General features: G+C 52.6%; 26 protein-coding genes. 14 read left to right on the forward strand and 12 right to left on the reverse strand.

Annotation, left to right across the window (positions count from 1 at the left end; genetic code table 11):
- Positions 1-13: 13 nt before the first annotated feature.
- Positions 14-484, reverse strand: a complete 471-nt coding sequence (locus SGR01S_RS05005; protein WP_061806743.1) for a GNAT family N-acetyltransferase — start codon at positions 482-484, stop codon at positions 14-16.
- Positions 485-615: 131 nt separating this feature from the next.
- On the opposite strand from SGR01S_RS05005, the gene SGR01S_RS05010 reads away from it, so the two are divergent.
- A complete protein-coding gene (locus tag SGR01S_RS05010) occupies positions 616-1,734 on the forward strand; it encodes a DUF1615 domain-containing protein (protein WP_061806744.1) in 1,119 nt (372 codons plus the stop codon).
- On the opposite strand, the gene SGR01S_RS05015 is transcribed toward SGR01S_RS05010, so the two are convergent.
- A complete protein-coding gene (locus SGR01S_RS05015) occupies positions 1,731-2,336 on the reverse strand; it encodes a glutathione S-transferase (protein ID WP_061806745.1) in 606 nt (201 codons plus the stop codon). The two genes, SGR01S_RS05010 and SGR01S_RS05015, sit on opposite strands and share 4 nt — an antisense overlap.
- Before the next feature lie 28 nt (positions 2,337-2,364).
- Positions 2,365-3,207 (reverse strand): alpha/beta fold hydrolase, encoded by an 843-nt coding sequence (locus SGR01S_RS05020; protein WP_172479772.1) that lies wholly within the window; start codon positions 3,205-3,207, stop codon positions 2,365-2,367.
- A gap of 72 nt (positions 3,208-3,279) precedes the next feature.
- On the opposite strand from SGR01S_RS05020, the gene SGR01S_RS05025 reads away from it, so the two are divergent.
- Positions 3,280-4,188, forward strand: coding sequence for a LysR family transcriptional regulator (locus SGR01S_RS05025; protein WP_037423349.1), 909 nt, complete (start codon positions 3,280-3,282; stop codon positions 4,186-4,188).
- Between the two features lie 21 nt (positions 4,189-4,209).
- On the opposite strand, the gene SGR01S_RS05030 is transcribed toward SGR01S_RS05025, so the two are convergent.
- Positions 4,210-5,886, reverse strand: coding sequence for an alpha-keto acid decarboxylase family protein (locus SGR01S_RS05030; RefSeq protein ID WP_061806747.1), 1,677 nt, complete (start codon positions 5,884-5,886; stop codon positions 4,210-4,212).
- An 811-nt stretch (positions 5,887-6,697) separates the two neighbouring features.
- Here SGR01S_RS05030 and pagP point away from each other — a divergent pair.
- From pagP to SGR01S_RS05045, 3 genes are all read left to right on the forward strand, one after another.
- Positions 6,698-7,291, forward strand: a complete 594-nt coding sequence (gene pagP, locus SGR01S_RS05035) for a lipid IV(A) palmitoyltransferase PagP (protein WP_037423347.1) — start codon at positions 6,698-6,700, stop codon at positions 7,289-7,291.
- Between the two features lie 248 nt (positions 7,292-7,539).
- Positions 7,540-8,025 carry a YjjA family protein gene (locus tag SGR01S_RS05040; protein WP_037423345.1) on the forward strand — a complete coding sequence of 162 codons (486 nt, stop codon included), beginning with the start codon at positions 7,540-7,542 and terminating at the stop codon, positions 8,023-8,025.
- A gap of 177 nt (positions 8,026-8,202) precedes the next feature.
- Positions 8,203-8,466: a putative hemolysin gene (locus SGR01S_RS05045; RefSeq protein WP_037423342.1), complete on the forward strand. Its 264-nt coding sequence runs from the start codon at positions 8,203-8,205 to the stop codon at positions 8,464-8,466.
- A 9-nt stretch (positions 8,467-8,475) separates the two neighbouring features.
- Here SGR01S_RS05045 and SGR01S_RS05050 read toward each other — a convergent pair whose 3' ends face one another.
- Complete coding sequence (locus SGR01S_RS05050) at positions 8,476-9,093, reverse strand: hypothetical protein (protein WP_061806748.1); 618 nt, start codon at positions 9,091-9,093, stop codon at positions 8,476-8,478.
- Between the two features lie 108 nt (positions 9,094-9,201).
- Positions 9,202-9,891 (reverse strand): ZIP family metal transporter, encoded by a 690-nt coding sequence (locus SGR01S_RS05055; RefSeq protein WP_037423336.1) that lies wholly within the window; start codon positions 9,889-9,891, stop codon positions 9,202-9,204.
- Between the two features lie 134 nt (positions 9,892-10,025).
- Here SGR01S_RS05055 and SGR01S_RS05060 point away from each other — a divergent pair, with 134 nt between their 5' ends.
- The gene (locus SGR01S_RS05060; RefSeq protein ID WP_061806749.1) at positions 10,026-10,808 is read left to right on the forward strand and encodes a DeoR/GlpR family DNA-binding transcription regulator; all 783 of its coding nucleotides are present in this window, start codon (positions 10,026-10,028) and stop codon (positions 10,806-10,808) included.
- A 1-nt stretch (position 10,809) separates the two neighbouring features.
- Positions 10,810-11,193 carry a VOC family protein gene (locus SGR01S_RS05065; protein WP_037423330.1) on the forward strand — a complete coding sequence of 128 codons (384 nt, stop codon included), beginning with the start codon at positions 10,810-10,812 and terminating at the stop codon, positions 11,191-11,193.
- Here the strand turns inward: SGR01S_RS05065 and SGR01S_RS05070 are convergent, their stop codons facing one another.
- Positions 11,194-12,102: a LysR family transcriptional regulator gene (locus SGR01S_RS05070; protein ID WP_061806750.1), complete on the reverse strand. Its 909-nt coding sequence runs from the start codon at positions 12,100-12,102 to the stop codon at positions 11,194-11,196.
- Positions 12,103-12,228: 126 nt separating this feature from the next.
- Here SGR01S_RS05070 and SGR01S_RS05075 point away from each other — a divergent pair, with 126 nt between their 5' ends.
- The 5 genes from SGR01S_RS05075 to SGR01S_RS05095 all read left to right on the forward strand — a co-directional run bounded on the left by SGR01S_RS05075 (position 12,229) and on the right by SGR01S_RS05095 (position 15,254).
- Positions 12,229-13,110, forward strand: coding sequence for a pirin family protein (locus SGR01S_RS05075; protein ID WP_037423325.1), 882 nt, complete (start codon positions 12,229-12,231; stop codon positions 13,108-13,110).
- Between the two features lie 139 nt (positions 13,111-13,249).
- Positions 13,250-13,876 (forward strand): isochorismate family cysteine hydrolase YcaC, encoded by a 627-nt coding sequence (gene ycaC / locus SGR01S_RS05080; protein WP_037423323.1) that lies wholly within the window; start codon positions 13,250-13,252, stop codon positions 13,874-13,876.
- A 175-nt stretch (positions 13,877-14,051) separates the two neighbouring features.
- The gene (locus SGR01S_RS05085; protein WP_061806751.1) at positions 14,052-14,387 is read left to right on the forward strand and encodes a hypothetical protein; all 336 of its coding nucleotides are present in this window, start codon (positions 14,052-14,054) and stop codon (positions 14,385-14,387) included.
- 64 nt (positions 14,388-14,451) lie between these two features.
- A complete protein-coding gene (locus SGR01S_RS05090; RefSeq protein ID WP_061806752.1) occupies positions 14,452-14,904 on the forward strand; it encodes a thiol-disulfide oxidoreductase DCC family protein in 453 nt (150 codons plus the stop codon).
- Between the two features lie 86 nt (positions 14,905-14,990).
- Positions 14,991-15,254, forward strand: coding sequence for a hypothetical protein (locus tag SGR01S_RS05095; RefSeq protein ID WP_037423315.1), 264 nt, complete (start codon positions 14,991-14,993; stop codon positions 15,252-15,254).
- Here the strand turns inward: SGR01S_RS05095 and SGR01S_RS05100 are convergent.
- From SGR01S_RS05100 to SGR01S_RS05110, 3 genes are all read right to left on the reverse strand, one after another.
- Positions 15,242-15,793, reverse strand: a complete 552-nt coding sequence (locus SGR01S_RS05100) for a GNAT family N-acetyltransferase (RefSeq protein ID WP_061806753.1) — start codon at positions 15,791-15,793, stop codon at positions 15,242-15,244. The two genes, SGR01S_RS05095 and SGR01S_RS05100, sit on opposite strands and share 13 nt — an antisense overlap.
- Positions 15,794-15,893: 100 nt before the next feature.
- A complete protein-coding gene (locus tag SGR01S_RS05105) occupies positions 15,894-16,649 on the reverse strand; it encodes a DUF2076 domain-containing protein (RefSeq protein WP_061806754.1) in 756 nt (251 codons plus the stop codon).
- Positions 16,650-16,775: 126 nt separating this feature from the next.
- Complete coding sequence (locus SGR01S_RS05110; protein WP_061806755.1) at positions 16,776-17,561, reverse strand: helix-turn-helix transcriptional regulator; 786 nt, start codon at positions 17,559-17,561, stop codon at positions 16,776-16,778.
- Positions 17,562-17,676: 115 nt separating this feature from the next.
- On the opposite strand from SGR01S_RS05110, the gene SGR01S_RS05115 reads away from it, so the two are divergent.
- Entirely contained in the window at positions 17,677-18,447 is a 771-nt protein-coding gene (locus SGR01S_RS05115; RefSeq protein WP_061806756.1) for a class I SAM-dependent methyltransferase, read from the forward strand.
- Positions 18,448-18,549: 102 nt separating this feature from the next.
- On the opposite strand, the gene aqpZ is transcribed toward SGR01S_RS05115, so the two are convergent.
- Entirely contained in the window at positions 18,550-19,245 is a 696-nt protein-coding gene (gene aqpZ, locus SGR01S_RS05120) for an aquaporin Z (RefSeq protein ID WP_037423302.1), read from the reverse strand.
- 445 nt (positions 19,246-19,690) lie between these two features.
- Between aqpZ and SGR01S_RS05125 the strand changes: the two genes are divergently transcribed.
- Positions 19,691-21,055, forward strand: coding sequence for an esterase-like activity of phytase family protein (locus tag SGR01S_RS05125; RefSeq protein WP_061806757.1), 1,365 nt, complete (start codon positions 19,691-19,693; stop codon positions 21,053-21,055).
- A 38-nt stretch (positions 21,056-21,093) separates the two neighbouring features.
- On the opposite strand, the gene SGR01S_RS05130 is transcribed toward SGR01S_RS05125, so the two are convergent.
- A complete protein-coding gene (locus tag SGR01S_RS05130; protein ID WP_061806758.1) occupies positions 21,094-22,275 on the reverse strand; it encodes a low temperature requirement protein A in 1,182 nt (393 codons plus the stop codon).
- Between the last annotated feature and the right edge of the window lie 210 nt (positions 22,276-22,485).

The following is a 22,485-nucleotide window of genomic DNA, read 5'->3' on the forward strand; positions in this document are numbered from 1 at the left end:
TGAAAGGCGCGATTTAGAGTTTTCGGTACATTCGCGTGTTGACGGCCTTGAAGCCGAGTCGGGTATACAGTCTGGCTGCGCTCGGGTTGTCGTCGAAGACTGCCAACTCGGCATATTCTGCACCGGCAGCTCGCCCGGCATCCAACACTGCGCTGAGGATTTTCTCACCGTAGCCTTTGCCACGCCGGGCAGTATCCACTTCAAAATCGTAAACAAACAGCTGTTTACCGAAGGTGCGTTGTTTAATGCTGTACCAGACGATGGCAATATTCTCGGCTGATCCACTCACGCGTGCACAAACCAGCCGATGATTTGGCGTTGCCAACCCATTGGGCAGGGCGTCGTTGTAGGACGCGGTTGCTTCCACCCGTGCCTGCTCCTGGCTTAACAGCAACGAACGCGCCAGATCACAGGCATATTCTTCTATCCCGTGAACGCGGTAACGCTCAAAGTCCTGCTGGTTCATGTCTATGAGTTCAATCATTACGTTATTCCTTTACGGTTGATGCGCTGTCATAGCTGGGTTCCGGTGGCAGGTGAACACATTTAAACTGGATCACGGCCCTCAGCTGGGCTAACGTCAGTGCAGTTTATGCTAAAACGATCAGGGAAAAGATGCTAATTCGCCGTTTTATCAACCCGATAACTTTGCGTCCGTTGAGCCTGGCTGCGCTGATGGTGTTGGCCGGTTGTACCACTAAAACGACGACGACGACGCCGGTACAACGTCCGGAAGATGTTAAAGCCCAACTGGTAAGGCTGATGCCGGCCAATACCGCCGATCGTCAAGGGTGGGCCACCGACATCACTGCCGCTTTCGCCGCACAGGGCATTGAACCTAGCTCTCAAAACCTGTGTTCGGTACTGGCAGTCACCGAGCAGGAGTCGACCTTCCAGGCAAATCCACCGGTACCGGGGCTACCCAAAATTGCCTGGAAAGAGATCGACCGCCGCGCTGACCAGCTGCATATTCCTAATTTTCTGGTGCATACCGCCTTGCTGATCAAATCATCGAACGGTAAGAGCTACAGCGAGCGTCTGGATAAGGTACGTACCGAAAAAGATCTTAGTGATATTTTTGATGACATGATCAATTCGGTACCGATGGGCCAAAAACTGTTTGGCAACCTGAATCCGGTGCATACCGCTGGGCCAATGCAGGTGAGTGTCGCCTTCGCCGAATCACATGCCAAAGGCTACCCGTACCCGATTGACGGTACCATTCGCCGTGAAGTGTTCAGTCGCCGCGGTGGCATGTATTTTGGTATCGCCCATTTGTTAGGCTACCCAGCGAACTACAGCCAGCCCATTTACCGCTTTGCCGACTTCAATGCCGGTTGGTACGCCAGTCGCAATGCGGCGTTCCAGAGTGCGGTCAGCCGAACGACGGGCATTCCGTTGGCGCTGGACGGCGATTTGATCAACTACGGCACTGACAAGCCGGGTACCACCGAGTTGGCAGTACGTACACTTGGCAAACGGCTGGGTATGAGTGATTCGGCGATTCGTCGGGCGCTGGAGAAGGGAGATCGACTCGAATTTTCTGAGACCGATCTGTATGAACGGGTGTATGCCCTGGCGGAGAAAAGTACGGGCAAAAAGCTGCCGCGGGAAATGCTGCCGGGCATTCAACTGGAAAGCCCGAAAATCACCCGTAAGCTAACCACTGCCTGGTTTGCCAAGCGGGTGGATGAGCGGCGCCAACGCTGTATGACGCGCGCTTCGGCCGGTTAAACCAGCGGAGTGCTGAGAAACACCGGGTGTTTTTCGGCATTGGCGGAAAATGCCGCCACTGCTGGATGTTGATCGGCGCTAATCTGCCCGGGCAGCATGTGTTGGGTGAAGCTCCAGGCAACCGCCACGCTGACCTCTGCGCTGCCCATCAAGTGCGGTATTGCAGCCTGCGGTAACTGCTTTTCCAGTTCGGCGTAGGCTGCCAGTAGTTGGCCCTGAATGCGATCCAGCCAGGGCTGGTGCTGCTTTTCTTGTGGGCGAAGTTGCTGTTCATAAACGATCTGCACCGTTTTTTCGCAGGCCGCCAGTGCCAAACCATTTAGTTGCAGGGCGCGTAGTCGTTCGGTGCCTTGGGTCGGTAGTAAGAGCCTCCCTGTGGGGGAGATGCCTGCGGCGTATTCCAGAATAAGTGAAGAATCCATCAGTATTTGATCGTCGTCCAGCACCAGTGTTGGGGCTTTCACCACCGGATTAAGGGCTTTAAATCGGTCGAAACCGCTAAAGACTGAAATTGCGTGGTGCTCAAACTCGATCCCCAATAATTTCAAACAAATAGCGACCCGGCGCACATAGGGTGAATCCAGCATGCCAATCAGTTGCATCTTGTACTCCTGAGCGCGTTCGCCCGGTTTAAAGTGAATGAATAAACGTTACCAGCTGTTGAGCGACGGTTTCCGGTGCATCCTCCATGAGAAAATGCCCCGCCTGCGGGATCACCTGTAGCCTGGCGCCGGGAATATCGCTCTGCAAACGGTAAGCGTAACTGACTGGTTGCCACTCATCGTTCTCACCCCACAGGATTTGCACTGGCAGACGTAGCTCTGGCAGGCGCTGAGCAAAGTCTTCAGTATAGCGCCCGTCGTAATGGGCGATTTGATGTTGATAAAATGCCGGTTGGCCGACCACGCCGACGATCGGTGCCAGATAGTGCTGTAACAGTTCTCCGGTCATCAGCGATTTGTTGAACACGGCCATTTCCAACTGACGCGTTAGGGTCTGTACGTGCTGTGAAGCGTCTAAGATGGCGTACTGACGATAGTGATCGCGAATGCTGCGCCAGGTGGGCGAAGGCCAGGAGTCGTAGCTGCAAATATCCGCGATGGTCAGCGACTGAAAACGTGTGGCATGTTTGAAGGCCGCACGCAGTGATAACGCGCCGCCAATATCGTGGCCAAACACGTGGGCAGAATCCAGTTGCCAGTGGTCCAGCAGGCCGAGCAGTAAATCTGCCTGTGCAGCAATTGAAGTGTCTGCCGACAATGGGCGTTCTGATGCGCCGTAACCCAGCAGATCATAGTAATAAACCTGGAAGCCGGCCGCCGTCAGGCGGGGCAGCAAATTTCGCCAGATGATCGAATGGGCAGGGGTACCGTGCACCAATACTAGCGGTTTACCTTCCCCGTGTATGCCGGTGGCAATGCGATATCCATTGATGATAACTTGCTGATTAACCAAAGAAGTTAGGCTGTTCATGATAGTTTATCCCCGTTGTCACGTCGAATACCCACCATACCCATCACCTTTTCATGACGCCAATGACAAGTTATGGTGATTAAATCCAATTTTTGTCATGAGGTGGCTATGAATCAGCGTTTGTCCATTGATGCATTGCGCGCGCTGCAGAGTGTTATCGACACCGGCAGCATGACGCGTGCGGCGCATCAGCTAAGCCTCAGCCAGTCGGCAGTGAGCTGGAAAATCAAACGGTTGGAGGAACAATTGGGTCGCACTCTGGTCGATCGCCAAGGGGTCTCTTTGACCGCCACTGTGGACGGTGAGGCGCTGTTGTTACATGGGCGACAGATTTTGCAGGCTCACGATCGGGCACTGGCGCATTTCTCTCCCTCTTTATTGCAAGGGAGGGTGCGTTTTGGTGCCACAGAGCAGATGTCACTGCCCCAGTTAGCCGCGTTGCTTGCGACCTTTACCCATCAGCATCCGCAGGTTGACGTGCAGTTGGTCATCGATCAAAGCCAGGTTTTGCGTAACGCTTTGGCCCAAGGGGAGTTGGATCTGGTTCTGCATCAGCAGTTCTGCGATCAGTTAAGCGCGGAAGATGTGGTGTTGGCAACGGAGCAAATTCATTGGTGTGTGCCGCCGGGGTGGCGTTTTCAGCCAGGTGACGGCGTGAAATTGGTCAGCTATGGGCCGGACTGCTTTTACCGCCGGTTGGCTGAAGAGCGCCTGAGCGCCGCGGGTATTGCCCATAAGGTCACGGTAGAATGCCCTTCGGTATCCGGTATGTTGGCCGCGATATCCGCTGGCATGGGTATTGGTCTGCTCAATCAGCAATCTGTCGATCGACGGGTGCAAATTGAAACGGCATTTGAGCGTAAGTTGCCTTTGCCGACCGTAGCGCATGCGTTGCGCTTAGGGGCCAGGCGGCAACACCCGCTACTGCAAAGGTTGCAGCAGCAGGTTGTGCAAGCTTTGGGGCAGCCCGCCGTGCTTTGAACGACGGCGGGTACTGCCGGGTTATGCGCGACGTGGATTGGTCAGGCCGAAGTTAAAGTTATTGCAGCGGTTGCAGAATTCTTTCATTACCGGCGGAGTGTCCATCATGGGCACCTTCACTTCGATAAAAGCCAACCGATCTTGACGTGAGGCGTGTTCCAACGCCAATTCCAACTGTTGGGTAGTTTCTACGGCCACGCTGAACGGTGTCGCCTGGGTATTGAGTACCGCTGGTAGTTTGGCGTAGTCCCACGGCCCGATATCGTTATACGACGAGTTTTCTCCAAGAATATAGCGTTCGATGGTGTAACCGTCGTTATTAATCAGGAAGATAATCGGCTTCTGATCGTAGCGCAGCAGGGTGGAAACTTCCTGGGCGGTGAGCTGGAAAGAGCCATCACCGATAAACAACAGATGCCGCCGATCCGGCGCTGCCATCATGGTACCCAACAGTGCCGGCAGCGTGTACCCGATTGATCCCCAGATCGGCTGATTGACCACCTGCACGCCGTCCGGCATGCGCATGCCGCCAATCGCGGCGCCCGAGGTGCCATTTTCTACCACAACCACGTCATCGGCCCGAATAAAGCGTTGTATACGTTGCCATAAATAAGTCTGATCAATGGGTGTTTCGCTTGGTGTCGCCAACCGATGACGTGCCTCAGGCAACGGGTTCGGATGGTGATCTGCCACCTCTTCACCAAGTGCCAACAATGCCTGCAACAGGTCTGCTGCAGCGACCGCCGGGTAGGAAGTGTTACCCAGATTTAGCGAAAACGGTTGGATATCAATTTGCGCGTCGGACGGGATCCTGTGCGAGAAATAGCCGGTAGTGGAATCCACCAGACGCACACCGAAGCTCAATACGCAGTCGGCATGTGCCATGTGTTCATACAGTTCGGGGCGCGACAGATTACCGCTGTACCCGCCCATCCAACCTGGTGTGGTTTCAGGAATAATGCATTTTGCTGTCGGCATGTTGGTCAGTGGAATCGCGAATTTATGTGCGACGTCGATCACTAATTGCTGTAACTGAAAACGATCTACCATTTGGTCGACCAGAATAATCGGTTTTTTTGCGAGTTTTATCTGTGCCAGCAGCGCCATTGCCGCCAGTTGCACATTATATTTGTCGCTAGGTGGTAATTGCGGTGCTGCGACTGCCTGAGTGATTTCAATTTCTACGTCACAAATATCAGAAGGCAGTTGCAAATAAACCGGCTTCTTTTCCGTCCAGGCTCGGGAAATAACACGAGGAATTTCCACTGCGGCATTTTCAGGTGTGATAAGTGCTTGGGCAACGGTAAATTGTTTAAAGCAGTTCATGACATTATCAAAATTGCCGTCCGCCAGCGTATGGTGCAACAACAGGTGGTTTTTCATCGCGTGCAGTGGTGGGGTACCGGACAAGCAAACCACCGGAGCGGATTCGGCGTAAGCGCCGGCAATGCCGGATAACGCGGCTAGATCGCCGACGCCATAGGTGGTGATCAGTGCCCCGGCGCCTTTTAGCCGCGCATAACCGTCGGCCGCATAGGACGCATTCAATTCATTACAGTTACCGATAAATTCAAGATGACTATCCTGCTCGATCAATTCCAGCAGCGCCAGATTATAGTCGCCGGGCACGCCATAAATACGATCGATGTTCAGGGTGCGGAGCTGTTGCAGGATGAAAGCTCCAATAGTGATTTTCATGTGTTTCTCCGGATTTTTTATCTTTCTTTTATCAGGCAGAGAGCAGCAAATTACATTGCTGGCGATGTTGTGTAGCGAACAATTAAATAACGCGTTGCCCGGTTCATTCAGGGTGGCGCTCATTAGCTTTAACAATTATTTAAACTGTCGGCTTGTTCAAGTTGAGTAAGAGGTATGGGGGGCCAGTAGGTTGTATTCGCGGGTTTACGCTGTGATAATTCACTATAAATAGTGTGGATATTACCGGTGGTATTTTTCATCGAATGTAATAGAGATGTAAAATCCGGCTTCTCTAGCCAGATCATGCCGGGGTTGATGAACGTCCGGTACTTTACCTGTGGGCTACGTTGCCCGTTGTAACCTGAAAATTAGGGGTTGAGCCGTACTATACTGTGGTATGTAACTGCATATTTACACTGTCATTGCGTGTGCAAAGCCACAGTGGGGTTGGATCGCCTGTAAAACGGGGTTTTGGTAGCAACCAAAAACGTGATCGCTGTTACATTCGGTTGCCGGTTGCCAGTAAACATTTTGCTACGCTCAGCGTAGAAAAGAAGTTATATCGCATGCCGATACGGTGTCCATTCTTCTGGGCATCGCCGCTATTGCGGAGTATTCCGACAGACGCTGCCTTGGGCTCGCAGTAGCCTGTGCGCCCGGAATCTCAACGCCGGGCTTTTGTCACCGGAGGAGCAATTAAACTTAACCAAAGGACAACGAGGGGTAAGAAACCGGTTGGGTAAATAAGATACAGCTTGATCTTGATGTGGCGATCGGTAAGAATCGCCGGCCTTATTTTTTACAGGAGTTTATGATGCTTTTTAAACGGACAATTTTGGCTTGCTCAATGGCGTTGATATTTTCTGCACTACCTTCTTACGCTGAGGTTGGTGCAGAAAATAGCAACGCCACGCAGGCTGAAAAACCGGGGTTATGGCAGCGTTTCACGGATAACGTGGCTGAGACCTGGAACAACTCACCGAATAAAGATATCTATCTGCCGGCTATCACCTGGCACAACCGTTTGACTTACAGCCAAGAAAAAATCGACTCGTACAATGAGCGGCCGTGGGGCGGTGGTTATGGTATCTCGCGTTACGATAAAGACGGTGACTGGCACGGCCTCTATATGATGGTGTTTAAGGATTCGTTCAATAAGTGGGAACCGATCGGCGGTTACGCTTATGAGAAGATCTGGCGTCCACTGGATGACAAGGATTTCCGTCTGGGTCTGGGCTTTACTGCCAGTATCACCGCGCGTGACAACTGGAACTACATTCCTATCCCGGCCCCCTTGCCACTGGCGTCTATCGGTTACAAACGCCTGACTTTCCAGGCCACCTATATTCCTGGCACCTACAATAACGGTAACGTGTTCTTCGCTTGGCTGCGTTGGCAGTTCTGATTACCGGCGGGCCGTTCGGTCCGCCGTTCTCTATCCACCTTGTTGTACATTCTCCCCCCAGAAAATTACCTGAATTCTGAAAAAAGTGCGGCGGTGCCAGATAAAAGGAACTTGTCGCGGGAGGTGGCGTCCGAAGAGGTGACCCGGCGCATTGCGCTTATTGCACATGATATGCCCAGCAGATTTCCCGCCCCCTAGAGAGCACGGGAAAGACGAAGGGATAGCAAGTTAAACAGGAGTTTTATCCCATGAATACCAAGCATCGTTTACTGTTGGCGCTGACATTGACCACGACCCTGTCTTGCGGGGCGGCTCAGGCTGCCGGACTGATGGATTCCCTCAGCAGCGCAGCCGGCGAACTGAGCAAGTCAGGTGGCAGCACAGGCGGCACTTCGCTGTCTTCATTGACCGGTTTGTTGAACGGTGGCGATAAAGCATTAAGTTCCAGCAGCATGACTAACGCCGCCGGTATTTTGCAGTACTGTGTGAAAAATAACGTCTTGTCAGCCAATGGGACCGAGGCAGTAAAAGACCAACTGCTGAGCAAGCTGGGTATCAGCAGCACTGAAAATGCCAAAAGCCAGGACTACCAGCAAGGGCTGGGTGGTTTGCTGCAAACAGGCGAAGGCAAGAGCCTGGATCTGAATAGCCTGGGGACGTCGCAAATCACCGAAAAGGTGAAGCAAAAGGCCTGCGATCTGGTGCTGAAACAGGGCGCGTCCTTTATTTCCTGATAGCGTAAACGGCGGAGTGCTTCGGCAACCGCCGTTTTTATTTTTACCCCGTCATATTTCAAGCCGCAGCGTGGTTGGTTACACGCAGCCACCTTGTGACTTGCGAAGTCAGTGCCTGAGGATGAGCGATTTGCTACTTCTCGGCAACGTGAAATACAGAGGGGTTATAGAGGAAGAATGAACAAAATTCTAATGGTCTCCCTGTTGGCAGGGATGGCGATGCTACAGGGCTGCACGATGAAATCCAACGACGCGCCACCACCGCCACAGATGAAACCTATCGGTATGGCAAATCCAGCAGATGTTTATTGCACAGAGATCGGGGGGAAATTAAATGCTAAGCAAAATGCCAATGGCCAGTACTCCACCTGTACCTTGCCTAATGGTCAGGAAATTGAAAGCTGGGAGTTGTTCCGCCGCGATCACCCAGTGAAGAAATAAGTACTGTCGTTAAAACTCGCGATCGCTGATGGGCTGCAGTTTCACGCTGCCGCCCGTTTGCGTATTTAACGGTAGCCGCCAGTCTTGATGACTGCTGAGGGTGAAAGGCCTGGAGCGGAAGTTACAGCCGCTTTTGATATTTCTGATTTTCATCACGTATTCACCGGCCGGATTGGTCTTGATGTTGAAACTGCCGGCTGCGGGAATAAATACCTCGGCCAGTTGCTGTGGCTCCCCCGGTGTTTCCAGTTTGACCAGCACCGCAAAATCGTTGTTTTGGTTGTCCAACGTCAGTTCCTGCAAGCGGCCAGTGGTTTTGCGTTCCGGTTGATGCAAGTAACCGGCTGACGGTGGCCAGGGCTGGCCTGCATTATCGTGCAGCGGGCCACCGCATTGCTCGCGTGCCTCTCGCAGTGGCAATTCACGCTGGATAGCCCGATTGTAATCAGTGGCCGTAATGCTGATAAACTCATCGTCATTTTGATGCGCGCGTAGATAGCGTTTAGCGCTGAAGACCCCAGCGGCAATCAGCATAAAGAAGATAAATATTGTCAGGCGATTCCTGAAAACCCCCCCGAACAGCCTGCCCGGTAATTGAAATAGCCACTTCGCAATTTTTGACAGCATCTTTTTCCCTTCGCGCCCAAGCCGTTACGTTCTGCGGTAACGTTGCTTGCCTCAGTATAGCCAAATCGTTCGAGGTGAGTTGATCTGCCCGATGAAATTATTGCGCAGTCATCCGATCCCTTCTTCCAGCAGTAACAACAATAAAAACCCCGCAAAAAACATTGCGGTAGCCAGTGGTGTGTCTTTACCGCCTTCATGTGCTTCGACCAGCAGTTCTTCCGTGACCAAATAGAGTAGGGCAATCAGGCCGAAAGCCAGAAAAGCCGTTAACCAAAAGGCACCCAGAGTGGCAATGGGGGCGCCCAACATCCCGCCGAGGGGCAGCAACAGCGCCAGACCGGCGACTGCCAACATGGCTCTTATCCGTTTGCCGAGGAAATCACGCAGATCGCCTACGATTGATAATCCCAGAAACAACACTTCCAGCGTTAGCGCCAGGGTCAATAACAAACCGGCTTTCGCACCAGCGGCAAAGGCGATCCCCAAGACCAAACCATCGATAAATATATCCACGCCGACCGCTGCCACAAAGCCGATTGGCCCCTGAGCACGTTCTCCCAATCGTCTGACTAACAGCATCAACAGCACGCCAGCGGCACCCCCGAGCAAAACAGCCCAAGGTGATTGTTGCTTGAGATCAGGCAGGATTTCGGTCGCAGCGGCGGCAAACACAATACCGGCGGTAAAGTGATGAATGATGCGCATGGTCGCATCGCCAGGGCGGCGATAAAGCGCTACGGCGGCGCCGACAACGGTAGCTGCGGCGGGGAACAGCGTATAAAGCACGGCAGAAGTCATCAATATTCCCTTATCTGTGACGTAAGACTTTAGTCTAGCTTAGTCACAGCACGTCGACTTGTGGCATAAATCATTTGTACGTTTTTATACGTTTGTGTACATTTATGATCACTTGTTCGCCATCGAGAAACAGAATGTCCAAACTGTTACCCAATCAACGTCATGAGGTGATCCTCGCTACGCTACAGCAAGAGGGGCGGGTGCTGGCCGTTGACATGGCGGAACGCCTGAAGACGACTGAAGCGACGATCCGACGCGATCTGCGCCAATTAGCGGCGCAAAACTTGTGCAAACGTATCTATGGCGGCGCACTGGCCCCCACGCCAGCAAGCGGACCTATAAGCTCGCGGTTACATTTGAGCAGTAATGAAAAACAGGCATTGGCGCTGGCTGCACTGGAGTTGCTCAAAGAAGGGCAGATTATTTTCCTTGATGCCGGCAGCACCCACCTTTATCTGGCTGACCTGCTGCCGCGCGACCAACGACTGACCGTGGTGACTAACGCGCTGAGTATCGCCAGTAAAATGCTGGAACAGCCAGGGATTCGCACTATTTTGATTGGCGGTGAACTGGATGCTGATATTGGCGGCTGTGTGGATGCCAAAGCGGTGCAGGAAATTGACGGTTTCCATTTCGATCTCGCGTTTACCGGCATTTGTGCCTATGACCCCATCAGTGGTTTTTCGGCGATGAGTTATCAGGATGCTCAGTTCAAGAAACGTCTTCTGACGCGTTCTGGCAACGTGGCGGTGTTGTGTACCGACGACAAACTCAACACCTACGCCCCTTATCCTTTTTTGGCCGCCAGCCGCGTTGATTATTTGGTCACGCCGTCCGGTCGGCATCCGCAGCTTGAGCAGCAGGTGACTCACAGCGGCGGCAAAGTGTTGTACAGCGATTCATCTACGGGAGAGTGAAATGAAAATAGCCCATGTTGCACTGTGGACCCGCGATATTGATGCGCAGGTAGCGTTCTGGCAGCGTTACTTCAACGGCATTGCCGGGGAACTGTACGTTAGCCGTAACCGTCCTGGGTTTGTGTCCCGCTTTGTTAGTCTGGCCACAGGTCCGACGCTAGAGATTATGGGCTTGCCGGATTTACTGCCAGCGGAGCAGGCCAATGAACGCGTTGGTTGGGCGCATATAGCCCTGTCGGTCGGCGACGAAGGTCTTGTTGATCAGTTGGCGCAGCGCGCGCAGCAGGAGGGGATCTTGCAAGCGCCGCCACGCCGGACTGGCGATGGATTTTACGAGGCAATCATCCGTGATCCTGATGGTAATGCCATAGAAATCACGGCCTGATCACTCTTCTTCAATAGTGGCGAACTGCTGCGCCAGATAATCGAGCAGCAGCCGTACTGCCGGTAATTGTCCACGGCGTGATGGGAAGACCGCATGCACCACGCCGCCCTGAGGCTGCCAGCCAGGTAACAGCTGTACCAGTTCGCCACGCAACATGTCGTCGCGCATCATCATCGACGGCAGTTGCACAATTCCGGCCCCGGCAATCGCCGCGGTTCGCAGCATCAGCATGTCGTCGGTGACCAGCCGTGGCGTATGCTCCCATTCCATTTTTTCACCGTCGGGTCCGGTCAACTGCCACAGGTGCTGTGCACGTGCCGGTCCGAGATCCAGCGTGGGGTATTTACGCAATTCCTCCGGTCGTTGTACCGGGCCGAGGGTTCGCACCAGCGCAGGACTGGCGGCGATGCACCAGGTCCGTTGTGCCAAAATTTTCAGGACCAGATCGCTATCTTCCAACGGCGGTGGCCGCACGCGAATTGCCAGATCCAATCCTTCACCTACCACGTCAACTCGGCGGTTGGTGGCATCCAGGTGCACCGTGACTTTTGGGTAATCGGCCATAAAGGCCGCCACCATGCTGCCGACACGGGTATGCAGGATGGCCACTGGGCAAGACATACGCACGGTGCCGCATGGCTCAGCGCGAGTTTGTTCAATCGCCTGCTGCGCTGCATCGGCTTCAACCAGCATCGCCTTACAGTGCGTGTAATAGTTCAGGCCCACATCGGTGACGGAAAAGCGCCGGGTTGAGCGTTGAATAAGGCGCACACCCAGCCGCTCTTCTAATAAGGCTACGCGGCGGCTCAGTTTTGACTTTGGTATGCCCAGAGCGCGACTGGCGGGGGCGAATCCCTGATGATCAACCACGCTGGCGAAATAAAACAGATCGTTTAAATCGGTGAACATCGCCTCTCCTTATTGTCCTATATATAGAACACTGAGTGTACATCTTGCCTACTACTGCAGCAAAGGGGGCTGGATTAAACTTCTGGCATCAACTTAAGGTCGTGAGACCTGAAACAGGAGTTCAAGATGAAAAAAATTCTCGGTATTTACAACAGCCCTGAAGCCCACTGGGTTGGTAATGGTTTCCTGGTGAACTCGCTGTTCTCCTATAACGATCTGGGGGCGGAAATGAGCCCGTTCCTGCTGTTGGATCATGCAGCACCAACCAAGTTTCGTTCTGCCTCTGGTACACGTGGCGTCGGTCAACATCCGCATCGCGGGTTTGAAACGGTCACTATCGTGTATCAAGGGGAAGTTGAGCACCGTGATTCTACCGGCAGCGGCGGGGTGATTGGCCCCGGTGACGTACAGTGGATGACCGCGGCTTCTGGCATCTTGCACGAAGAATTCCATTCTCGGAATTTCTCGCGCAATGGCGGCACCATGGAAATGGTGCAGCTGTGGGTGAATCTGCCAGCCAAAGACAAAATGGCCGAGCCGGGTTACCAGACGCTGTTGAATGCTGACATTCCGGTCGTTCCGCTGGCGGATGGCGCAGGGCAAATTCGGGTCATTGCCGGTAACTTTGACGGTCACGACGGCCCGGCACGCACCTTCAGCCCGCTCAACGTTTGGGATATGAAGTTAAATGCAGGTCATACCACCACGCTGACAGTGAAAGAAGGCCATACGTTGGCGCTGGTGATATTGCACGGTGCTGTTCATGTTAACGGCGAGGAAGTGGTACGTGAAACCCAAATGGTCAGGTTTGACCGTGCGGGGGATTCGATCACTATCGAAGCCAATAACGATGTTGCTTTGCTGGTGTTGAGTGGCGAGCCGATCGATGAGCCTATCGTTGGTTATGGCCCGTTCGTGATGAACAGCGACGCGGAAATCCAGCAGGCTTTTCGTGACTTCAACGGTGGCAAGTTCGGCAGCATGGCGGCAGTTCACGACGCCGGGTAAGTACCAATCCACACCTCAGAACCGATCCGGAAAAACAGCGCCGGATCCGGTTCTACACTTAACGATAACCTCTGTGTTCTGGCTTTACGGCCAAGGGCACGCTTTAGCCGCAATAATCAAAACCCAACAGGAGTAAACCATGACTGCAAATTACAAACGCCTCGACAAGGATCAGGCTGCCGTATTGCTGGTGGATCATCAGGCAGGGCTGCTTTCACTGGTACGTGATATCGATCCCGATCGTTTTAAAAACAACGTGCTGGCGCTGGGTGATTTAGCGAAATATTTCAACTTGCCAACCATTTTGACTACCAGTTTTGAAGACGGCCCTAACGGCCCTCTGGTTCCCGAGTTAAAGGCCCAATTCCCCGACGCGCCCTTTATTCCACGCCCCGGGCAGATTAATGCGTGGGACAACGACGACTTCGTCAATGCGGTGAAAGCCACTGGGCGTAAGCAGTTGATTATCGCCGGGGTGGTTACCGAAGTGTGTGTTGCCTTCCCGGCTCTGTCAGCCCTCAGCGAAGGTTTTGACGTGTTTGTCGTTACCGATGCTTCCGGCACGTTTAACGAACTGACACGTCAATCGGCATGGAGCCGCATGGAAGCCGAAGGCGCACAATTGATGACTTGGTTCGGCGTCGCCTGCGAACTGCACCGTGACTGGCGCAACGACGTGGAAGGGCTGGGTGCGCTGTTCGCCAACCATATTCCTGACTACCGCAATCTGATGACCAGTTACAGTACGCTGACCGGCAGTAAATAATGCTGTGACACAGGAAGTAAACGCCGAACGTTCTTTACACAATCCTTAAGCTTTCATCACGTTAGCGGTAGGATGTAAGCAAAGATCATCGGCGTGAAAAGGTCGTGAAAAGCGGCTTTCTCATTGGCCGGGAGCGGGGTAGGTTAGGCCCATTCCCGGCAAATGAGGTCATGACATGAAAAATGTAATCAAAGTACTGGCACTGCCTTTTCTGGCTGCTGTGACGCTGTTCAGCGTTAGCGCATTTTCTGCTCCACCATCGACAGATAAAGGTGCACCACCGCAGGCAGAACAAGGCTTCCGCTTGCCACCGTTCCCGGGCGGACATCTGCCTAAGCCTGGTTTTTGTCACGGTGGGGAGCTGTTCTGCGCAACGTCTGCCAGTGATAACCCAACCGAAACCATCAATAAGCTCACTGCGGTGATCCCGACAAGTAGCGCCAAGCATTATGAAGTCCGTGTTTCCGTCGTCGCACTGCCGGATACGCCGCCTGCTCTTCCCGCGCCATAAACAGATCGGCTGGTTCTGAGGGGGAATGCAGGGTAGTCTGAGGAAGTTTTCCTCAGGAGGCAGGATGAATCTGTCAACGCTCCCCCCTTATCTCCAACCCGGCGATCGGGTGCTGTTATTCGATGGCGAATGCAACCTGTGTCACGGACTGGTGCGGTTTTTGATCCGCGCCGATCGGCAGGGCAAGATCCTGCTGGCCACGGTGCAATCGGTGGAGGGGCAAGCGATCTTGGACTGGTTGGGGTTACCCACCGACCGTTTTGACTCCATTGTGTATCTTGAACAAGGGCAGCACTGGCTACGTTCGGCGGCGTTTTTTCAGGCTTTGCGCCAGCTTGGTTGGCCCTTTCGGTTACTGGCACTGGCTCGCTTTCTACCATCACGGCTGTCCGATGCGTTTTATAACATGGTGGCCAGCAATCGCTACCGGCTGTTTGGCCGCAATCAAGGCTCCGCCTTGCCCGGAGAGCATCTACCGGGACGTTATTTACGTCATCGTTCTGATAACACTCGCTGAACTTTACGCTTCTTTACCCTTTAATTGATTGAAATGTCAGCACTCTGGCCGCATATAATGGAGCGTTCAGCCAAAAAGGAGAGTGTATGGGAATCAGTGAAGAAGAGCATATCCGCCGTTTAAGCCAGGAAAAGAATGCGGTGGGGAATACGGCGAAATGGGTAGCGATTGTCTCCGCTGTTTACTTCGCCATGATGGTGTTTTACGGTCATCCGATGGGTGTATTGACGATGTCCGGGCTGATTTTTGTCGTCTCCACCACCACCTGGTTGAAGAAGCGTCAAAAGGTGAAGTCCTACCGCAGGGTACTGGCGAAAATCAACGATGAACCACCGGCTCAGCGGCCCTGATATTCACTGCTTGTGATGCTGTAAACCAGACTTGGTGCGTCACCAGGTACGTCATCCAAGGTATCGACCAACCGTAAACCCGCTTTTTCCAGCACGCGGCATGAAGCTCGGTTTTTTTCACGCACAATAGCGGAAATTTCTGCCAGCCGTAGATGCTCAAAACCAAATTCGAGTGAGGCCTGTGCCAGTTCTGTGGCTAACCCACCGCCCCAAACCTGCGTATCAAAACGATAACCCAGATTCACCGTGCGCTGCGCGACCAGTGGCCGCCAGGATATCCCACCAAAACCAATGATCCACTCCGGTCGGTCAAGCTGCGCTATAGCCCAAGAGCCGTACCCCTGATGTTGCCAATTTTCGATCCGTTCCACCAAAGCCTGCCGCGCCTGTTCCTCGCTGACAATGGGCCCCGCAGGGTTAAACCGTTGAGTGTCGGGATCGCCAAAAATGGCATAAAAGCGGGCAAGATCGTCGGCCACGGGCGGACGCATCAGCAGCCGGGTGCTAACAAAAGGGTCGCTAGGGTTAATGTGTGGCATGGTTTCTCGTCACCTGCTGTGATAGGGCAGGTTTAACTGTAGACCAACGGTGCGGGGGAAGGAATATATAACCCCTCTCCGTGCGGAGAGGGGCACAGTCTTAGATAAACGAGTCGTCGTCGTTGTAATCGTCATCAGAGAAATCGGTATTGTCGTCGTTTTGATAATCCGCGTTCTGGAACCCATTATCCTGATTGAGGAAACGGCTATCGCCACCGTTATTAAAGGTATCGAGATTGTTGGATGCATCAAAATTACGCATTGCGCTGTCATCCACCGGTGTTGCCGGTGTCTCATCAATAATGTTCACAATCTCTTCCGGCTGAGAATGACGGAACATACCGGTTAGCATATCGGCTAGCACTACACCGCCCGCTACGCCGGCTGCGGTCTGCAATGCGCCACCGAGGAACCCGCCGGCACGTGAAGGTGCTGCCTGTTGCGGTTGGCTGTAAGCGGGCTGTTGCTGTTGTGGCGCGTAGCCTGCTTGCGGCTGATTGTTCCAGGCTGCGTTGTTCTGTTGTTGTGCCTGATACTGCTCACGTGGGCTTGGGGTGTTGCGGTTCCCGCCACCAAACAGACCGGCCAGGAAACCGCCGCTGCTTTGCTGGTTGGCGTTATTTTGCTGCTGTTGGGCAATCTGGCTTTCCAGATCTTTCACCCGTTGGTCCAGTTGCTTCAGCGCCGCTTCCTGAATGATCATTGCCTGCGCCATGTAATAAGGTGCGGAAGGCTGTTCACGGATGTGCTGATTGATTTGCTGCTCTGCCTGGAGATCCCTCTGGCCTGTCTTGGTCTCGGCATCTTTCAAGCGGCCAAACAGACCATCGATAAGGCGTTGTTCTTCAGATTGCATAGGATTACCTCAAGGAGATTAATAACGGTACTGGATGATCGATATCATCGGTAGCTCTCACCCTAGCGCGTTTGTATGAAGCAATAAATAAATGGCAGGTAAACCTGATTATGAATTTGTTACCAGTTACGGCAAAGGGATCAACATAACCAGTTTTAGCCCGCTGTTTTCCGCCGGATGAAACGTCAGTTGCCGAAAGCGTAGGGGGCCCTGCTGGGGATGTTCGAACACCCTTTCGCCACCTTCGCGTGCCATGACATCGTGTTGTTTCCACCAGTGGTTAAAAGCTTCGCTGTTGTGGGTCATATTGCGGACGAAGGCACGCATCTCTTCGGTATTTTGGTGGTGGCTGGTTTCGGCGCGAAACTCGGCGACGACACGTCGCGCACGATCTTCCCAGTCGCTGACCAGCGTTTTCGCCAATGGGTGGAAAAACATAAAGTGCAGCAGATTGGGGGTGTTGGTTTGGCCTAGCCAACCGCTGAACAGGCTTTCTGCTGTTGCATTCCAGGCTGCGACATTCCAGGTGATATCCAGTAAATAGCAAGGCACTGACACCTGATGAACGCTTTGTAAAACAGCGCTATTAGCCGTTTCCTGATGCTGCTCTTGTTCGGGATCGGTCACCCGTGCCAGGGTAAATAGATAGTGGCGTTCGGCATGCCCCAAACGGAGTGCTTTGGCAATGCGTGCCAGTGTATGCGGAGATATGGATACCTCTCGCCCCTGTTCAATCCAGGTATACCAAGTGGCACTAATGCCGCTGATTTGCGCCAGTTCTTCACGGCGCAGGCCACTGGTACGACGGCGTGGCGCGCTGGGTAAGCCCAGCATTTCCGGCGTAATGCGCTCACGGTGAGCTCGCAAAAAGGCACCGAGTGCTTTGGGGCCGGATAAGGCTTCTGATTGCATAGACTGGTACCCCTGATACTAGGATAACTGCTTATATTGTACCCGTATATTAAGCTGATTATAGTAACAAAAGTCATCCGACACAGGCGTAAGCCATACAATAAATGGGGCACATATGAGCAATAATAACAGTCATAAAAATGCGGTTGATCGTCAGTTTGGCGAGCAGGCCAGCGCTTATCTGACCAGCGCAGTCCATGCGCAGGGGAAAGATTTACAACGACTGGGGTTGTTGCTGGAGCCCCATGCCGACGCCAGGCTGCTTGATCTGGGCTGTGGTGCAGGACACGCCAGCTTTACGGCCGCGGCTAAAGTCGCGCAGGTGGTAGCCTACGACTTATCGGTACAGATGTTGACGGTAGTGAGCCAGGCGGCGGTAGATAAAGGTGTCAATAATATCCAGGTACAGCAGGGCGTAGCCGAATCACTGCCGTTTGATGATGCCAGCTTTGATCTGGTGATCAGCCGTTATTCGGCGCACCACTGGCATGATGTTGGTCAGGCGCTGCGCGAAGTCCGACGGGTGCTGAAACCGGGGGGAAAAGCCATCTTTATGGATGTGGTATCACCAGGGCATCCGTTGTTGGATATCTATCTGCAAACTGTTGAAGTCTTGCGCGACACCTCACATGTCCGCAATTATTCACCGGGAGAATGGCTGAACGTGATAACAGAATCTGGGTTACAGGTACGAGAAGTCACGTCAGATCGACTGTATCTGGAATTCAGCAGTTGGGTGGAACGTATGCGTACGCCAGAACATTTCGTTACGGCTATTCGCGCTTTTCAACAAGGGGTTTCTGACGATGTGCTGCAGCATTTCGCCATCCAGTCAGACGGGTCATTTACCAGCGATATCATGATGTTTGAAGTGAGCAAGGGATAAATAACGCCAGGGCAGCCAATATACCCTTCATCTTTCTGCAAGAGACACGCGGAAAGTCATCGGATATAGCGGCTGCCCTGACAGAGCATTGCCGGGTATAAATTACTTCTTGTCTTCCAACAGGCAGCGATAAATCAGGCCGCCGATAGCACCACCTACTAAGGGAACTAACCAGAATACCCAAAGCTGTTGCAATGCCCAGGTACCTTGGAAGATGGCTACGCCGGTACTGCGTGCAGGGTTAACGGAAGTATTGGTTACCGGAATACTGATCAAGTGAATCAGTGTTAATGTCAAACCAATCGCCAGGGGAGCAAAACCTGCGGGTGCACGTTTATCTGTCACGCCATGAATAACAATCAGGAAGAATGCAGTCAGCACCAATTCAATGACGATAGCGGATTGCAGAGAATAACCACCCGGTGAGTGTTCACCGTAACCGTTGGAGGCAAAGCCGCCAGCTGTTGCATCGAAACCTGCTTTACCGCTGGCGATTAAATACAATACCGCCGCTGCAGCAATCCCGCCAATAACCTGAGCAATCACGTAAGGAATAACATCTTTCGCGGCGAAACGGCCACCGGCAAACAACCCCACGGTAATGGCTGGGTTAAAGTGCCCGCCAGAAATATGGCCAACGGCATAGGCCATTGTTACCACGGTAAGACCAAAAGCGAGCGCAACACCGAGAAAACCAATACCCAGTTGTGGGAATGCTGCTGCTAATACTGCGCTACCACAACCACCGAACACCAACCAAAATGTGCCAAAAAATTCGGCAAAAAGTCGCTTTGACATAGATTCCATCCTACGGAAAATACTAACGGGCGTTAGCACTAAAAACTATAGAACACCTTTTTCAATTAATGCAGGTTTCTATCAGGATTTTCTTAATGCACCTTGAATAACGGTGGATATTAAATCTCTGGGAATTAACTTTGTCTATGCGAATACGGCTATATTTTTCTAATTACGGTGCGTTTGCTGGTTTTTTTATCTCTGTTATAAGAATTTACCCTAAGCTTAAGCGATAGGTTTTTTTTATGAAAAATAGCCAGCGTTAAATTTTAACTATCATATGTTTTTTCCATTGGTTTTGTCTGCGTTAATTGTTAATTCCTATTTGCCATCTTTAATTTTCAAGATAATTCATGGCATTAGGGTTGCCTGTCATGACATTGTCATGTGAGGTTAATACATTGGCTAGTTGCCAACCCTGCATTCTTAATTTTGAGCCATAACCATGAAAATAAAATCGGTTTCACTGTTAATCAGTTCGTTATTTCCCCTGTTGTCTTATGCCGCCGCTGACGTCGAAGTTGCACGCTATATTGTCAGTTTTCCTGGTGGTGAGCGTGTGAGTTATCAGGGCGCTTTCGCTAAAAACTTCCCACAGGGATTACCGGTAGGGATAGGTTCGGGCCTGGTATTCAATGGCCGTGAAGGTAACGACCTGTTGTTGACCACTGTGACCGATCGAGGGCCGAATGCCGATGCGCCTGCGATCGGCGAACAGGACGCCAAAATTTTCGCTAACCCTGCTTTCGTCCCGCTATTAATGGATATTCGTGTCGGTAATGGCAAAGCCGTTGCCAGTAACTCACGCCCGCTGCATGACCAGCAAGGGCCGATTAGCGGATTGCCATTACCGGCGGGTCTAATTGGCTCCACCAATGAAGTCGCGTTAAGCGACACGCTGAAAACCTTGCAGGGTGATCGACGTGGGTTGGATACCGAAGGCATTACAGAGGATGGTAAAGGCGGTTATTGGCTGTGTGACGAATATGGCCCATTCCTGATCCACATCGACAGCCAAGGTAAGATCCTCGCCAAATACGGCCCAACAGCGGAGCAGGGCGAACTGGCGGTGGCTGGTGGATTGCCGAATATTATCAAGTGGCGTCAACCTAATCGTGGTTTTGAAGGCATTACCCGCCTGCCGGACGGGCGTATTTTGGCAGCGGTGCAGAGCACGCTCGATGTTGAGGGCAAAAGCAAGAACAAGGCACAGTTCACACGTCTGATCAGTTTTGATCCCGTTAGTGGCAAAACGGCGATGTACGGCTATCCAATCGATATCGACAGCTATAAAAAGGCCAAAGACGCCAAAGTGGGGGACATTGTGGCTGTAGACAACCAACATATTCTGTTGGTTGAGCAGGGCAGCGATAAAAACAAACAGATGATCAACAAGATCTATTTGGTTGAACTCAGCCAGGCAACAGATCTGTCAGCTTTCGATGGTAAAGGCAAAGCATTGGAGTTTGATGATGCAAAGGAACTCGCCAAACGTGGTGTGACGCTGGCACAGAAACGGGAAGTGGTCGATCTGCGTAAGCTAGGTTGGCAGCAGGAGAAAGTTGAAGGTCTGTCGCTGATCGACAATCGCACGTTGGCGGTAATTAACGATAACGATTTCGGCCTGCAGGCCAGCCTGATTGATGCGGAGCCAAAGGCGAAGAAAATTGGCGATTATCAGTTGGATAAGCAGGGCAACCTGAACCTGGACGGTAAATCAGTGCCAACCAGGATCGAATTACGCCCGCTGGAGAAACCGGAATCGCTCAGTGAACTGTGGGTCCTGACGCTGCCGCAACCGCTTAAGTAATCATCACGACAGGGGGCCTCGCCCCCTGTTTTCCTTCCTTATAAGATAGCGCCGTTGTGAGCTTGTTGTGCTCTGCTGCGTGAAATGCTTTCCCATACTGCGACCACGACCATAATCAACGTGGTCAAACCGTTTACCATCAGTAAATCAGTGAGATAAGCAACCGGTGCCAGTACTGCCAGCGCGATAAGCCCCACCAGATGTGACAGTGGGAAGCGGCGATAGACCAGTCTTTTGTACAAAGCATTGGCAAGCAGATAAATGGCCGGTCCAAAGAGCAATACCGCTGCCGTTACGTTGTTAATATGTCCGTCGGGATGGGCAATAACCAGTTCGTTAGCAACGGCACAGACGATAATTGCACCTACCAGTACCACGTGCACATAGTGGAAGTTCGCACCCAATTGGCCAGGGTTTTCCGCTTGGCTGATGGCATGGCTGCCGGCTTTGCTGCTGGTATCAAAATAGACCCACCACATTGCCAGGCTACCGATAAACGCGACCAGAGATGCAATCAGTACCGGTGCAGTCCAGTACTCCATTTCGCTGAGGGTGGAGCCGGTAATCAGAATGGTTTCACCCAGCGCCACTATTACGAACAACTGGCAGCGTTCCGCCAGATGATGGCCTTCGATGGTCCATTCGCTGCTGCTGTCGGAGCGACCGAGCACGGGTAGACGAAAACCGAACATCGGTGAAACGTATTCGCACAGCACGGCTATTGCCCACAGCAACAGCCGATGATTGCCTTCCGTCAGTCCACCCAAGATCCAGAACACTGCCGAAATGCACATCCAACCGAGAATGCGGCGGAAGTTCTGTTTCAGCGGATGGTCAGCTGGCAGGAGATTTAAGACCACCAATGAGCGACCCACCTGGATCGCCACGTAAAACAGTGCAAACATCAGTCCGCGCTCGCCAAATGCTTGTGGTAACGCAGAAGAGGCAAATAGACCCAGCAGCATGATGGCGAACAGCAGGATGCGGATTGGCCGGGTATCCGGGTTAAACCAGTTGGTGACCCACGCTGTGTATTGCCACGCAAGCCAGACGGCGAACCATAACAACAGCGTTTCGAGCGCGCCTGTCAGCGTCAGGTGGTGCAGCAGATAGTGAGAAAGTTGGGTAACGGCAAAAACGTAAATCAGATCGAACAACAGTTCTGAAAATGACACTGAGGCACCATGGCCATCACGCACACGCAGTAAGGTTTGCGACATAGGGAGTCCTTCCATAATGATAACCTTCAGAAATAGCGTAGTTCAGTCGCAGGGTGCTGAGAGAAGAATCTTAAAAGTGAAGGTTTTTATCTCCCATCGCCAAACGGACTTTTAATTGTCATCTGTCGGGGGTAGAGTGGCAGCATAACCCCGAATTACCCAGCCAAAGACATACCTGCACGCAATTCCTCCTTATTTTCATCACAATGA

Origin of the sequence: Serratia grimesii NBRC 13537, from assembly GCF_001590905.1 — a bacterium.
Lineage (GTDB): Bacteria > Pseudomonadota > Gammaproteobacteria > Enterobacterales > Enterobacteriaceae > Serratia > Serratia grimesii.